The following is a 13365-nucleotide window of genomic DNA, read 5'->3' on the forward strand; positions in this document are numbered from 1 at the left end:
CAGACCAACCCGAAACCCCCATCGACTCATCAGCCGAGTCCTCAGATGCGACCATTACCAATACTTCCCCACCCACTTCCGGGGCGAAAAAGGCTTTACCTCATCTCAATTTGGAAGAGCGATTTTTGAGTAGATTAAGTTCCCTAGCCAAAGATCGAGATCTGTCACACTGGATGAAACAAGCATCTTCCTCAGCTTCTAATGACACAGCCGTTTCCCCACCAAAAGAACCATTAGTTTTAGGGGAGGCTCAGACCCCATCACCTAATCCTAATTATGAATTGAGCCCCTTGGTAACAGAATTGGAAGCCGAGGAAATTGTGGTAGATTATGAATCCCTCGAACCTCCCACTGTCTTCCCTCAATCCCGGTCTGGTTCTGGGGTACAAGGCAAGGACTTGACTACTGAATCCGCCTCTAATAGGTCATTTGCAGGTATGGGGAGGGCTTCTGCTACTGGTAGAGGAGGGAGTATTACCGAAACGCCATCTGTGATACCCTCAGACCAAGAAATTCCCGTCCCCATTTTAGATATCCTGACTGCTAATCCTACCGTTGGAAAGTCTTTGAAAGTTCGGGTACAAATCCCCGACAACTTACCCCGCATATATGTCAAAATATGGATATATGATCGGCAGTCCCGCAATATTGTAGATGGACCGCGCTGGATCACCGAGTTCTCACCCAACGGCTTCGATAAAATTGAAGCAACGGTTGACCTCGACATCATCTATGGCAGCTTAGAGATACAGGTAGAAGCGATCGCCGTTGAAATGCTTTCTTCACGGGAAAGTCATAAAGCGATCGTTGGGCGCACCGTGAGTCCCACATCAGCACCAACTCTTCCCATGGATGAATCGTCATCATAAATTCAGTTAATCTGAACACCCATTATCGGCTTAGGAATTGTTAGCAGAATCAATTTTGATTCTTATAGCAACTGGTGACTGTCTCCAGAGGCCGATTTGCTTTGTGTTTAACAGCCAGCCGTTCAATCCGGTTGATAAAAACCCTTGAAAACCCCAGATTTATCTCAAATCCTCGTTTTTAACAATCATTGTCAACCTCAAAAAATCCGTTTTTTTTAAGATATAAAACCGCGTTTTAGGAGTTTTAACCATGGTCATCGACTTCTCACACACATTTAAAAAATCTGCCGAAATTAGCCGTAATATAGAACAAGTTTATGGCGATGAACTCATCAATGGGGGCAGTAATTTCCAACCCATTATAGCCATCAAAGACAGCCCCAACCACCTGATTATCAACATGACGATTCCCGATATATGTCAAGATGATTTAGACATTTTAATCACCGGAGAAGCTGCCATCATTTCGGGAACCCTTCATAATTCCCAAGTTCCCTTTCGTCAACTCATCGCCCTTCCTCAAACCGTCTCCCGCGAGCCAGTTCAAGTAGACTACACCAATGGCATTCTCAACCTCACCCTAACCAAAATCCTCTAGTCCGTTACAAGTCCCCTAGAGTGCCTCAGACCATAGCCACATCTGACGCACTCTACACAAAAATACATAAACAATTGTTAACAGACCCTAGATAAAATTTCAACATAAGTGCTACCATCATCAACTAAAGATTGATCAAGCTAGGGGTGCCTGCGAAGTCCAGGCTGAGAGACACCCTTGGAACCTGAGTCCGGCTAGTACCGGCGTAGGGAAGCTGTAACTAACAGAGGAAATACTTATGCGATCTCAATGGGTTGCCAACCGACGTGGACAGGCTAATGTATCTCAAATGCACTATGCCCGCCAGGGAATCATCACCGAGGAAATGCACTACGTCGCCACCCGTGAAAACCTAAGCCCTGATTTAATTCGCGACGAAGTTGCACGGGGTCGGATGATTATTCCCGCTAATATCAATCATACCAACCTAGAGCCAATGTGTATTGGCATTGCCTCTAAATGTAAAGTCAACGCCAATATCGGCGCATCCCCCAACTCTTCCAGCCTCACTGAAGAAGTAGACAAGCTGAAATTAGCCGTTAAATATGGCGCAGACACGGTTATGGACTTGTCTACAGGTGGAGGAAACCTCGATGCTATTCGCACCGCTGTTATTAACGCTTCCCCGGTTCCTATTGGTACAGTACCCATTTATCAAGCCTTAGAAAGCGTTCACGGTAGCATTGAGAAACTCACCGCAGACGACTTTCTGCATATCATTGAGAAACACGCCCAGCAGGGAGTCGATTATATGACTATCCATGCTGGCATTCTGATTGAATACCTGCCCTTAGTCCGTAACCGGATTACCGGAATTGTCTCTCGTGGGGGTGGTATTATTGCCCGGTGGATGCTGCATCACCATAAGCAAAATCCCCTCTATACTCATTTTGATGACATTATCGAAATCTTCAAAAAATATGATGTCTCCTTCAGTTTAGGGGACTCCCTCCGCCCCGGTTGTACCCATGACGCATCCGACGAAGCACAACTGGCGGAATTGAAAACCTTGGGACAGTTGACTCGCCGCGCCTGGGAACATGATGTGCAGGTGATGGTAGAAGGTCCTGGTCATGTGCCGATGGATCAAATTGAGTTTAACGTTAAAAAACAAATGGAAGAGTGTTCCGAAGCACCTTTCTATGTGTTGGGTCCTTTGGTGACAGATATTGCACCCGGTTACGACCATATTACTTCTGCTATTGGTGCGGCTATGGCGGGATGGTATGGAACTGCTATGCTCTGTTATGTGACACCTAAAGAACATTTAGGACTCCCTGATGCTGAGGATGTCCGTAATGGGTTGATTGCCTATAAAATTGCTGCCCATGCAGCAGATATCGCCCGCCATCGCCCAGGGGCACGCGATCGCGATGATGAATTGTCCGCAGCCCGTTATAATTTCGACTGGAACAAGCAGTTTGAATTATCCCTAGACCCTGAACGCGCCCGCGAGTATCACGACGAAACTCTCCCGGCGGATATCTACAAAACTGCTGAGTTTTGCTCTATGTGCGGTCCGAAGTTCTGCCCCATGCAAACCAAAGTAGACGCGGAAGCATTAACAGAGTTGGAGAAATTCCTGGCCTTAGAAGATGCTAAGAAAATTGCTGCTGTAGCCCGCTAGTCACTGATAGTAGAGACAAGCCTTGAATTGTCTCTACTAAAGATTAGGTAAAGGTTAGGGTAAATCAGCCTGTTCCGCCTTGGGATTATATTGGCGGTCCGGGTTGATTTATGCTGATCAACCGGATTTTATATTAAATTGGTTGCCAAATAGGTGGTTTGGGATTGCGGTCAAACCACCCAATGGTTATAAAAACTGGTTTCTTTAAAGTCGCCCTAATAGGGCCAGGCTCGAAGCCAAAACTCTCAGTCAAAAGTCAGACTGCTATGGAAATTTCTCAAATTATACCCTACGGCTAGGTTAAACCTTAGTCGTTGTCCCACTTTTCACAACCAACCAGATCGCCTATGCGGTCACGCAGGAGGAAGTTAAACGCCTCAAGTTCGTATTCTATGCAAGCCCACTCCCTAGCAGGAATGTACTGGCACAATGTATAGATCGGCTGCTGGCGGCTGATCATACCTTTATGCAGGAGATTGCGTACTTCGTCTTTAATGACGTCAAGTGAGTATTGAACGGTGGTGTAAGTCATATTTCGCCCTCATGGGGTTGCTTGCCTGATTATTTTTGGCATTGGTATCAATATAATCTAAAATCTCGATTTAGGGAAGGGTTTTTTTTCAGTATAAGTGAATACAATTTACATTGAAATTTTGATAAATATAATCAAAACCACTAATCTCCCGGATTTGGGGCACTCAGGGGGGTATTGGCTATTAAGTTGATTAAATCAGCAACTTGTCTGACTCAGGAGATGATACTGGCTAGTGGGTTACGGAGACCATAACCCACAGGACAACCAGTGCGCTGATTGGTCTAAAATCCCACATCTCATAAATAATTGTCTATGGAATTAGGGAAAACCATTGATTGAGCTTGTCCGGTTCCAGTATGGCACAGATTTTTGATAATGTGCTGTAGTTGACGCAGGACCAATCTAAGCCTTATCTATATCTATACTTCCCAGTAGACTTTCTAAGGCGATCGCCTGTGCGGTGGGAATCTGGCCGTATGAAAAGACATAAGGCAAATCATGGGGAATTTCCGGCAAAAACTCTTCAAGTGTATAGGGACTACCATAAATCGCCAGTGCCTTGAGTTCCCCAGTTTTTAACAATTTTTTAAACCAAACCCTGGCTATTTCAGTTAATCCAGCACTCCAGCCAAAAGGATTACCACGAATAAATAACTGTAGCAAAGTGGGAGAAAATCCGGTTTCCGCTGTCGCCAAGGTCCCACTATTGCGATCGATAAGTTGTAATTTACAGCCCAATTTAGCGGGATAAGCGATCGCCGGAGTATGATGTCCCAGAAACCGACACCAAAGCAAATCATCGACAATCACCAAATTCCGCCACTCTTGGAGTTGTAGATTGTTTGATGGCAGCTTATGGGGCTGAATATCTAACCCACCCCTAACCTGGGACTGTTGCAAAATCAAACTTACAGTTTTCTTAGCTTCAGGAGTCGATAAAGAATCCAAATTTAGCTCAGAAACCTGACGGGTAGCAATTTTCTCCTTGGCTTTATTGATGCGATCGCAAGAAGCAGCAATCCTTTCGGGGGAAATCTCACCATTTTCGACCGCCTGACATACGGCCTTAATAGTGATTTCGGGATCTTCAGGCATTAATAGAATATCAGCCCCCGCCTTTACTGCCAATACGGAGCTACTCGCCAAACTGTAACCACGGGCGATCGCCCCCATGACCAAAGCATCAGTAACAATCAACCCCTCAAAACACAATTCCTGTCGCAATTTTTCGGTCAAAATTTTCGGGGATAAGGTAGCTGGTAGTTGCTGATCCCAAGCCGGAATCAATAAGTGAGCGCTCATCACACTATCAACCCCAGCAGCGATCGCCCTTTGAAAAGGCGTTAACTCGACCTTCGCCAACCGAGCGGCCGAATGAGGTAACATTGGTAACTCAATATGGGAATCTAGCGCCGTATCTCCATGACCCGGAAAATGCTTCGCCGTAGTCAGCACGGGGTATTTTTGACAGCCCCGGATAAAAGCCGTAGCCAAATTACTAACCGTTTCTGGATTATCCCCAAAAGAGCGTACATTAATCACCGGATTATCAGGATTATTATTAACATCCACCACCGGACCCAGAACCCAATTTAAGCCTATAGCCAGAGCTTCCGAGGCTGTAATAGCGCCCATTTTTTCCGCATAATCTTCAGCCAGACTGAGGTTATGATTAGCTATAGACCCCAAAGCCATTGGTGGTGGAAACCAAGTCGCCCCAGCAAAACGCTGTCCTACTCCCTCCTCAATATCCGCAGCCAAAAATAGGGGAACTTTCGCCCAGGACTGAAGCAATTTAGTTCTAGCAGCCATTTCCGCCGCGCTACCATCAACAAAAATGACTCCACCGACCCCTAATTCCTGTAACCAGTATTGGAGGCGATCGCGCCCCGGTTCCCAAGCCGGATAGCGAATTTGGTGGTCAAACAGATGACCACTAGCACGCACCACCACCATTTGAGCCACCTGTGACGAGAGTACACTCATTGATTATGAATTACCTTTGCGTGAGTTACTGTTGTGCTTCCGGGTAATCCCCCTGAGCATTATCCTCGGCTGTATCCGAGTTTTGGTGTTCGTGAGAAATCTGATTTAACAGGTCAATAATTTTATCCCCACGTTCAAGGGAACGATCTTCGAGAAACACCACTTCTGGAGTGCGTCGTAAACGGATATGCTTTCCTAAATGGGAACGAATATAGCCAGTTGCCGATCGCAACCCTTCCATAGTTGAGCGGCGCGCTTCTTCTGTCCCATAGATACTCACAAAAATTTTAGCGTGTTGCAAATCCCCGGACACTTCAACTTCGGTAATACTGACCATTCCAGTTCCCACGCGATCGTCTTTGATGTCGTAGAGCAATACTTGGCTAACCTCCCGTTTAATCAGTGAAGCCACGCGGGAAACGCGACGATCTGTAGCCATGACCATTACCCCCTCAAGCATAGATCAATTATGCACATCGACAGAATCAGGCAATTTTCGAGGCATTAGTCTCCTCTGGGATCAACTCCTGGTGGTCTGATTCTGAAATTATGCCTAAATCTAAGTTTACATCAGTTCTATCAATTGCGACGGAGAAGGCGATCGTTTGAGCCATTCTGATTATCGAAATTCAACTGCGATCGGGTGGAACGTCTAACTCTAAACCTTCCAACCTGCGAGCGAGGTGGACCGAGTGAGTCGCTATTTTTGTTCAAAGTATGCTCAAGTTCTGAGGAATGAGAGAGTCAGGTGGCCTTCACCGTGCCAGTGTGCCAACAGAGATCTGAGGATGTCAAACAGGGCTTTGTGGACTGGAACAGGTTTTGACTAAAATGATAATTACTGGCTAACCCCTTGAGGCATTGGCAAAAATGCGGTACAAATAGGAATATAAAGATTTCTTTAAAAATTCAGGAGGAGAGCAAATGGATTTGGATCTTCGCATTGTTGTGGTTTTGTTACCGTTGATCGTTGCTGGAGGCTGGGCTTTGTTTAAAATCGGTAGTGCGGCGATCAGTCAAGCCCAAGCCTTTATGAAAAAATAAATCCCACAGTTCCATTGTTGATCCTAACTCTTACCGACTTCCCCCTGGGGGGCGGTCGGTAAGAGTTTGGAGTAGCAACCCGCCGCCGGAACTAGGGAAGATCCCGAAACTAGCCTAGGGAAGCACCATAACCACAGTCCCCATTTCCACCTTTTCAAATAGCGCCACTATATCCTCATTCCGCATACGAACGCAACCATGAGAAGCCGCCTGTCCAATGGAGTTGACTGTCGGGGTTCCATGAAATCCTATCGCATCCTTGCCATCATGCCAAAATCCAATCCAGCGCAAACCTAGGGCGCTATTGGGTCCGGCGGGGCGCACTTCTCCAGTCCAGGGATTTTCCCACTGAGGATTTTCGACTTTTTCAGTAACTTGGAAAGTTCCGGTGGGAGTCTCCCAACCGGGTTTTCCTACGGCTACGGGATAGCTTGCTATTTGACTCTCACCTCGATATACATAAACCCGACGTTCTCCCAAACGGAGAACTACTTTGACTGGTGCTTGTTGTTCTCCGATGGGTAAAAATTGGGAAGGGTCATCGAGGGGAGGTACATCAGGATTCAAAATACTTTGGTAAGGATAAATACGCGGTGCTGAAGCACTAGCAGAAAGGGTTTGTTCAGCAGTTGGACTTGATGCCATTAAAGGCTGTTGTCCTCCCACTAGCAACATCCCAATTCCTAGGCTGGCTAGTGCTACTTTTTCGGATAGCTGTTGAAGATTATTCAGTTTACCCATGATGCTTCCTCACCAAAAACTCAAACTAATTATTACATTTGACCGTGGCAATCATTGTTCGGTTCCGATCCCATGGGATGATCATAACTAATTAGCTCAGAATTAGTCAACCATATACAACAGGTAGGGACGCTTAGGCTCCTACCTGGGTTGGGAATTCCAGTTAATTAGCTTCCAGTTCTCTCAAGGCGGCTTCGGCTTGTCTGACACCTTCATGATCGCCTTGTTTCTCATAGAGTTCGCGGGCTTTTCTAAAGGAGGCGATCGCCTGGGGTTCTCGACCTCCGCGTTCTTTCAGGGCTAGACCTAAATAATAGTGAACTGATGGTTGGTCAGCAAAGCGATCGGCGGCGCGTCGGAAACTGACGATCGCACCAATATAGTCTCTTAATCTTAGCTGAATTTCACCGATCGCCATATTAGCTGCCACTAGATCCGGTTCCATAGCTAAGGCTTGTTGATAGGCTTGCATCGCACCCTCAAAATTCTCTTGAAGGCGGAATATTTCCCCAATTTGGAACTGAATTTCACCATTAAAAGGAGACAGTCGCGCCGCCTCTTGAAAAGCATCGAGGGCGGCGGTGCGATCGCCTTGTTCCAAATAAGCTATACCCAGTTTCAGATAAATATTAGGCTGATTAGGAGCCAACTCCATCGCCTGTTGTAGAAATTGTAGAGATTGGGAAGCATTTCCTTGTCTTAACCAAGCCATTCCCAGAGATGCGTTAGCTTCCCAGTTATTAGGTTCCAAAGCCAGGGCGGTTTGATAGGCTTCAATGGCTCCCCTATAGTCTTGCTGTCTAAATAAACTGGCTGCTAACCCCAGGTGAGCATTAATGTTATCTCTCTGTAATTGGGTAGCGCGCCGATAGGCTTGTGCTGCTGCTGGGTAGTCTTGCAACCGGGCTAGGGTATAACCCAAACCGTAGTAAAAATCGGCATTTTGAGGATCTAGGGTAATAGCATCCCGATAAAATTTAGCGGCCGCCTCAAAGTCTCCCCGTAAGGCCTGTACATAGGCGAGAGCCGAATAGATTTTAGCATCACTGCTCTCTAGCTGGACGGCTTGAAGGTAAACATTGAGGGCTTCATCCATATTGCCACTATTAACGAGATCTCGCCCCTTTTGGAGCAGGTCATTAAGTTCATTGATGTTCGCCTGGGAGGTGGCTTGAGCTAAAATCTGGGGAGGTTGTGCCACGGCAGGAACTACAAACACAGTGGCAGCGATCGCCAGTAAAACATTGCTAACCAGTAGTTTAGTTGTCTTGAACACGGTTTATTATCAGTGTGAGTATGAATAAGCGATTAGACCGACCCCACTTTACCCCCAGTTAGGGAAAAAACGAGAGCGAGTCTTTTTTTTTATAGCATCAGTAGCCCAATATGCAAGAATAATTGTGAATTGACTTTGAAGATCCGCGCACCCCGCCAGAATGAAGTCAGCTAAAGGGCGGAAAACAACGAAAGTCAGTGAGCAAGCCGCCTGAACAAATAAAGCACTGGAACATGGAGAAATCCGGAACAAATACTCAACATACCTCAAAAGGCGATCGCATCAAGTTCCGGGTCAATACTCCCAACTGTAGCAACGCGGAGACAACCTTCAAGGCTTCAATTATATTTGATAGGGAATATTTACCCGATGTTAATTAAAATTGGCTTTGGAGCGGTTTAAATAATAATGGTGACAGAAGCGAATCAACCACAACCTACCTGGATCAGTGTTGTCCGTCTGCTGCGGTGGGATAAGCCAGCCGGACGGTTAATCTTAATGATTCCAGCCCTATGGGCGATCGTTTTGGCGACAGGGGGAACCCCGCCTTTAACTCTGATTTTGGTGATTGTCTTTGGTAGCCTAGCCACCAGTGCGGCTGGCTGTGTGGTCAATGATTTATGGGATAGAAACATTGACCCGGAAGTGGAAAGAACCCGTAACCGTCCCTTGGCGAGTCGCGCCCTCACCATTAAAACTGGTGTTGTGGTGGCGTTGGTGGCGTTTGCTTGTGCTTTCGGGTTGGCGCTATATCTTAATCCCCTCAGTTTCTGGTTGTCTGTGGCGGCGGTTCCGGTGATTATCTGCTATCCCTTAGCTAAACGGGTGTTTCCAGTCCCTCAATTGGTTTTGTCGATCGCCTGGGGATTTGCGGTTTTAATTAGCTGGAGTGCTGCTAATGGTAGCCTAGAAGCCCCTACGGGTTTACTATGGGGGGCGACGGTATTATGGACTTTGGGGTTTGATACGGTTTATGCTATGAGCGATCGCGAAGACGATCGCCGCTTGGGTATCAACTCCAGCGCCCTATTTTTTGGGGACTTTGCACCAAATGCGGTGGGTTTATTTTTCCTGGGGACAGCGGCTTTGATGTTGGGTGTAGATTTACAAATGCACCTTCATCCGGTTTCTTGGCTGGCTTTAGCTATAGTGGTGATTCTATGGGCGCGTCAGTATTGGGAACTGCGAAAACCAGAGATTTCTCGGGAGACTTACGGCCAAATGTTCCGTGATAATGTGATCATCGGTTGGATTTTGCTGGCTGGTATGGTGGGGGGAACCCTTATTGGTTGAGTCTCAGCGGGCGATCGCAGATGGTGATAACTGCTAAAAATCAGGAGAACCCAGGGGAAGGGAACATTGAGTGCGGGTGAAATTGCTGTTTTCTGGACTCGGGGGGACTGCTACCACCTCTAAGCGCCCATTCATCAACCCTAGTAGGGTCTGATTGATTAATAGACGCATCCCCGGCGAAAAGGCTATATGATTGGGGTCAATGTTGGTGCTGATGCTGGCGGGAGATTTTAGGGTAGACTCCAGCAAATCCCAGGACTCACCCCAGGCGCTGATGGGGCGTTGGTCATCAATCCAAATGTGAACATAGCCAGACTCTGGGGAGACATGGGTGGAAACTTGCACTTTCCCCGACTCACTCCCGGCGATCGCACCATCGACTAAACTCAGTAAAACTTGCTTGAGCCGAGGGCGATCGCCAATTACATACACTTGCGCCTCGGGGGGAATAATTGACAGGCGGATGTTGTGGTTAGCTGCTTGTAAGTGGGTCAGTTGTTCCACCTCCGCCAAAATCTCAGCCAGTTTCAGCGGTTGCAGGTTCATCTGTTCCCTACCATGTTCGGTTTTAGCGACCATAATCACCTCGTCCATTAACCCTACCATGCGGAGGGTGGCATCATGGGCTTGTTGGATAAAATCCCGTTCCTCTTCTGGATTTTCACATAGATCGGCAAGGATTAACTGTAAAAAGCCGATGATGCTATTTAGGGGCGATCGCAACTCGTGGGAAGTACGGGCTAAAAAACCGGCCTTAAACTGGCTGATTTCTACCGCTAAATGATAAGCCAATCGCGCCTCCTGCAATTTGGTGGCTAAAGCTGCCACCTGCGGATCACTAAAATCATTAATTTCTGAGGTTTCCGACTCCGGTGATGGCGATCGGGAAGTTTTCGCCAAAGGGAGTTTTGGGGTGATGAATTTCATCGCCCCCCCTGGAAGTCGTCGCTGACCTAGCCACCAACCCAGTCCCAGCCCTGCACCCAAATAGATAAATTCATTCCAGCCCATGAGTTTGGTTGATATATCCTATTTAAATCTGGATTTGGGCAAGGGGCTGATCAACTCTACCCCACCCCTCCTCAGTATTTCCCAATCTCCGTTTTTTGTCCACCGCACTACTGTTGAGGGAATGGCAGACCCTGACTCTGGGGGAGCGTCCTTTAAGGTCAGAACTTCTGGAAACTGCCTATCTATATCAGCCGTGGTTAATAGGGGTGGTTGTCCCGAAAGATTAGCGCTAGTGGTAGCCAGTGGCCCAGTACGTTTGAGGATTTCTAGGGCAATTTCACACTTAGGAACCCGTAAGCCAATGGTGGTTGGATCGGTGGGATTAACTGCTGGCGGCACTGCTGAAGAGGCTGGTAGGACTAGGGTTAAGGCTCCTGGCCAATACTGGCGGGCGATTTGCTGCCAGCATTCTAATTCCCAGGTTTGGCTATCTACAAACTGCCATAAACTCTCTGCTGTCGCCCCCATCAAAATTAATGGTTTATCGGGGGGGCGTTGTTTGATCTGAAAAATTGCCTCAGCCTTGTCTGGACGGGCTGCTAAGGCGGGTACTGTATCTGTGGGAAAGGTGATCACGGCAACCCCTGCGATCGCTGCTTTAATTAGTTCTTCTTGGGAAACTTTAGCCATAGCATAGTCTGGTAATGAGTTGACGGGCGGCCAGTAAATGGCGCATTCTTAGGGTTAGTCATACCAGTTAATTATATCAGGAAATCACCGAAACTGACGCACCAAAAACACAGCCCATATATCTATTCGTAGCGTCAGAGCAGTTCATCAGAATTTCCCCGAAAATCACCGGAACTGACGCACCAAATATATGATATATCCTGGGAATAATTAATCATATATTTTCATTATTAATGGTGGCGGTGCGTCAGGTTTTAATATCGTCGATTTTTGCCAAAATGTCGGGGGTCTGACGCACCCTACAACTTATATCATCGGATTAATATATGGTGGCGGTGCGTCAGGTTTTAATATCGTCGATTTTTGCCAAAATGTCGGGGGTCTGACGCACCCTACAACCTACCACCGATATGGTAGGATTGACATATAGGTTGGAGCAATATCATGGCAAACCGAACTGTTTTGGGTGTATCGATCGCCATTGCACTGCTGGGGGGTGCAGTTGTCTGGGTGGAATTACAACAGCGCGAGGCGATCGCAGAAGCCCGACTGTTGGCAGACTCGGCGGGGGCGGTTGAAACCCTGTCCGGCTACGATAGTCTTTCTGCTGCTTACGACTATCTACAAGCGGCGATCGCACGCCTAGAAAATGCCCCCACATTTCCCAGACAGTCCGAGTTGGAAGAATTGACTTCTCTACGTTCCCAGTTGCAGGTAGTCCAACAAAAGCTAGAACCCGAAAAAAAAGCCCGCCAAAATTACCAGGAAGCCATCACGCGAGCCATGTCCACCTCCCAACTCGTGCAGAACCCTCCCCACCCCCCTCCGGTTTGGGAAGAGGCGCAAAGAAAATGGCAGCAGACGATCGCCCAACTGGAAAGCATCCCACAGGCTACCTCCAGCTTTGGGGAAGCCCAGGAGAAATTGACAGGATATCGGCAAAATCTGGCGGTGGTGAGCCAATATGTGACCAGATCGCGCCAGGCTGTGGAATTGAACAATCGCGGCATGGTGCTAATCCAATCAGGGGATTATAGAGAAGCGATCGTCAACCTCAGTCAGGCGATCGAACTCAATCCAGCTTTGATGGAAGCCTACCTAAATCGAGGTTTTGCTTACGCCGCCATGGACAGCCACCAGTCAGCCCTTTCTAATTATACTATCGCAATTCGGGTTAATTCGTCAAGTCCTGATCCCTACTATTTTCGCGGGGAAGAATACCTAAACTTAGGCAAGTTTGAAGAGGCTTTGAACGATTACAATAAGGCGATCGCCCTAGATCCTAATCGAGCCAATGCCTATTTAGATCGGGGGTTAATTCATTATGAACTCAGCAACCCCAAAAACGCAGCCGATGACTTCACCAAAGCCGCCGAATTGTTTAAGGATAGCGAAGAACCAGCCATCCGCCAATTAGCCTTTAATCTCGCCAGAGATATCCGCGCCACCTTGGAAGTAGTCGCAGAAGAAATCGAGTCAGAAGAAATCGAGCCAGAAGAACCCGATACAATTATTATTTATCGCCAAAGGCGCGTCAAAGCAAGCTCTATCAGCCCTTCCAGAGTTACCCGGAGTCCGTCTAGTTCCGGGAGTCGGTCTCGTTCCCGGAGTCGTTATCGCCGCCGATAATCACACCTTAAAACCGTGGAATTTGGTCGCGCGGGGAGTTGCAGAAACCGGCTTTTCTTAGTGATAGAGACCCCGTTTATTGGTAGCGTCGCCAACCTCTAAATAATATATATAGCGTTTCGCTGG

13 protein-coding genes, 1 pseudogene and 1 riboswitch are annotated in these 13365 nt (G+C 47.4%); of the genes and pseudogenes, 7 read left to right on the forward strand and 7 right to left on the reverse strand.

Annotated features, from left to right (window positions below; genetic code table 11):
* The 3 genes and pseudogenes from B9T16_RS18770 to thiC all read left to right on the forward strand — a co-directional run.
* Window positions 1-869: pseudogene (locus tag B9T16_RS18770) on the forward strand (hypothetical protein); the annotation flags it as partial.
* Between the two features lie 250 nt (window positions 870-1119).
* Window positions 1120-1467: an Hsp20/alpha crystallin family protein gene (locus B9T16_RS18775; RefSeq protein WP_410245465.1), complete on the forward strand. Its 348-nt coding sequence runs from the start codon at window positions 1120-1122 to the stop codon at window positions 1465-1467.
* A gap of 132 nt (window positions 1468-1599) precedes the next feature.
* A riboswitch (TPP riboswitch) is annotated at window positions 1600-1696 on the forward strand.
* A 9-nt stretch (window positions 1697-1705) separates the two neighbouring features.
* Window positions 1706-3094, forward strand: a complete 1389-nt coding sequence (gene thiC, locus B9T16_RS18780; RefSeq protein WP_006618999.1) for a phosphomethylpyrimidine synthase — start codon at window positions 1706-1708, stop codon at window positions 3092-3094.
* A 307-nt stretch (window positions 3095-3401) separates the two neighbouring features.
* On the opposite strand, the gene B9T16_RS18785 is transcribed toward thiC, so the two are convergent.
* From B9T16_RS18785 to rbfA, 3 genes are all read right to left on the reverse strand, one after another.
* A complete protein-coding gene (locus B9T16_RS18785; RefSeq protein ID WP_006618998.1) occupies window positions 3402-3626 on the reverse strand; it encodes a DUF4327 family protein in 225 nt (74 codons plus the stop codon).
* Window positions 3627-4031: 405 nt separating this feature from the next.
* The gene (locus tag B9T16_RS18790) at window positions 4032-5615 is read right to left on the reverse strand and encodes a glycoside hydrolase family 3 protein (protein WP_410245466.1); all 1584 of its coding nucleotides are present in this window, start codon (window positions 5613-5615) and stop codon (window positions 4032-4034) included.
* 25 nt (window positions 5616-5640) lie between these two features.
* Window positions 5641-6054, reverse strand: a complete 414-nt coding sequence (gene rbfA / locus B9T16_RS18795; protein ID WP_006618996.1) for a 30S ribosome-binding factor RbfA — start codon at window positions 6052-6054, stop codon at window positions 5641-5643.
* A 485-nt stretch (window positions 6055-6539) separates the two neighbouring features.
* Between rbfA and B9T16_RS18800 the strand changes: the two genes are divergently transcribed.
* On the forward strand, window positions 6540-6659 hold the full coding sequence (locus tag B9T16_RS18800; protein WP_006618995.1) for a photosystem II protein Y: 120 nt from the start codon (window positions 6540-6542) through the stop codon (window positions 6657-6659).
* 114 nt (window positions 6660-6773) lie between these two features.
* On the opposite strand, the gene B9T16_RS18805 is transcribed toward B9T16_RS18800, so the two are convergent.
* Both B9T16_RS18805 and B9T16_RS18810 read right to left on the reverse strand, forming a co-directional pair.
* Window positions 6774-7400 (reverse strand): L,D-transpeptidase, encoded by a 627-nt coding sequence (locus B9T16_RS18805; protein WP_006618994.1) that lies wholly within the window; start codon window positions 7398-7400, stop codon window positions 6774-6776.
* A gap of 163 nt (window positions 7401-7563) precedes the next feature.
* Complete coding sequence (locus B9T16_RS18810; protein WP_006618993.1) at window positions 7564-8676, reverse strand: tetratricopeptide repeat protein; 1113 nt, start codon at window positions 8674-8676, stop codon at window positions 7564-7566.
* A 197-nt stretch (window positions 8677-8873) separates the two neighbouring features.
* Here B9T16_RS18810 and B9T16_RS18815 point away from each other — a divergent pair, with 197 nt between their 5' ends.
* Window positions 8874-9056, forward strand: a complete 183-nt coding sequence (locus B9T16_RS18815; protein ID WP_410245467.1) for a hypothetical protein — start codon at window positions 8874-8876, stop codon at window positions 9054-9056.
* A gap of 28 nt (window positions 9057-9084) precedes the next feature.
* Complete coding sequence (locus tag B9T16_RS18820; RefSeq protein WP_410245468.1) at window positions 9085-9969, forward strand: 4-hydroxybenzoate solanesyltransferase; 885 nt, start codon at window positions 9085-9087, stop codon at window positions 9967-9969.
* Between the two features lie 33 nt (window positions 9970-10002).
* Here the strand turns inward: B9T16_RS18820 and B9T16_RS18825 are convergent, their stop codons facing one another.
* Both B9T16_RS18825 and B9T16_RS18830 read right to left on the reverse strand, forming a co-directional pair.
* Window positions 10003-10980 (reverse strand): sensor histidine kinase, encoded by a 978-nt coding sequence (locus B9T16_RS18825; protein WP_410245469.1) that lies wholly within the window; start codon window positions 10978-10980, stop codon window positions 10003-10005.
* An 18-nt stretch (window positions 10981-10998) separates the two neighbouring features.
* Window positions 10999-11610, reverse strand: a complete 612-nt coding sequence (locus tag B9T16_RS18830) for an L-threonylcarbamoyladenylate synthase (protein WP_410245470.1) — start codon at window positions 11608-11610, stop codon at window positions 10999-11001.
* A 444-nt stretch (window positions 11611-12054) separates the two neighbouring features.
* On the opposite strand from B9T16_RS18830, the gene B9T16_RS18835 reads away from it, so the two are divergent.
* A complete protein-coding gene (locus B9T16_RS18835) occupies window positions 12055-13239 on the forward strand; it encodes a tetratricopeptide repeat protein (RefSeq protein ID WP_410245471.1) in 1185 nt (394 codons plus the stop codon).
* Window positions 13240-13365: the final 126 nt, after the last annotated feature.

It is taken from the genome of Arthrospira sp. PCC 8006 (assembly GCF_046480465.1).
Classification (GTDB): domain Bacteria; phylum Cyanobacteriota; class Cyanobacteriia; order Cyanobacteriales; family Microcoleaceae; genus Limnospira; species Limnospira platensis.

What these genes read in the sequence shown, in the direction of transcription:
- B9T16_RS18820 (WP_410245468.1), top strand. Translation starts at nt 9,085, where the DNA reads ATGGTGACAGAAGCGAATCAACCACAACCTACCTGGATCAGTGTTGTC.
- B9T16_RS18790 (WP_410245466.1), bottom strand. Translation starts at nt 5,615, where the DNA reads ATGAGTGTACTCTCGTCACAGGTGGCTCAAATGGTGGTGGTGCGTGCT.
- B9T16_RS18830 (WP_410245470.1), bottom strand. Translation starts at nt 11,610, where the DNA reads ATGGCTAAAGTTTCCCAAGAAGAACTAATTAAAGCAGCGATCGCAGGG.
- B9T16_RS18825 (WP_410245469.1), bottom strand. Translation starts at nt 10,980, where the DNA reads ATGGGCTGGAATGAATTTATCTATTTGGGTGCAGGGCTGGGACTGGGT.
- B9T16_RS18800 (WP_006618995.1), top strand. Translation starts at nt 6,540, where the DNA reads ATGGATTTGGATCTTCGCATTGTTGTGGTTTTGTTACCGTTGATCGTT.
- thiC (WP_006618999.1), top strand. Translation starts at nt 1,706, where the DNA reads ATGCGATCTCAATGGGTTGCCAACCGACGTGGACAGGCTAATGTATCT.
- rbfA (WP_006618996.1), bottom strand. Translation starts at nt 6,054, where the DNA reads ATGGCTACAGATCGTCGCGTTTCCCGCGTGGCTTCACTGATTAAACGG.
- B9T16_RS18805 (WP_006618994.1), bottom strand. Translation starts at nt 7,400, where the DNA reads ATGGGTAAACTGAATAATCTTCAACAGCTATCCGAAAAAGTAGCACTA.
- B9T16_RS18835 (WP_410245471.1), top strand. Translation starts at nt 12,055, where the DNA reads ATGGCAAACCGAACTGTTTTGGGTGTATCGATCGCCATTGCACTGCTG.
- B9T16_RS18785 (WP_006618998.1), bottom strand. Translation starts at nt 3,626, where the DNA reads ATGACTTACACCACCGTTCAATACTCACTTGACGTCATTAAAGACGAA.
- B9T16_RS18775 (WP_410245465.1), top strand. Translation starts at nt 1,120, where the DNA reads ATGGTCATCGACTTCTCACACACATTTAAAAAATCTGCCGAAATTAGC.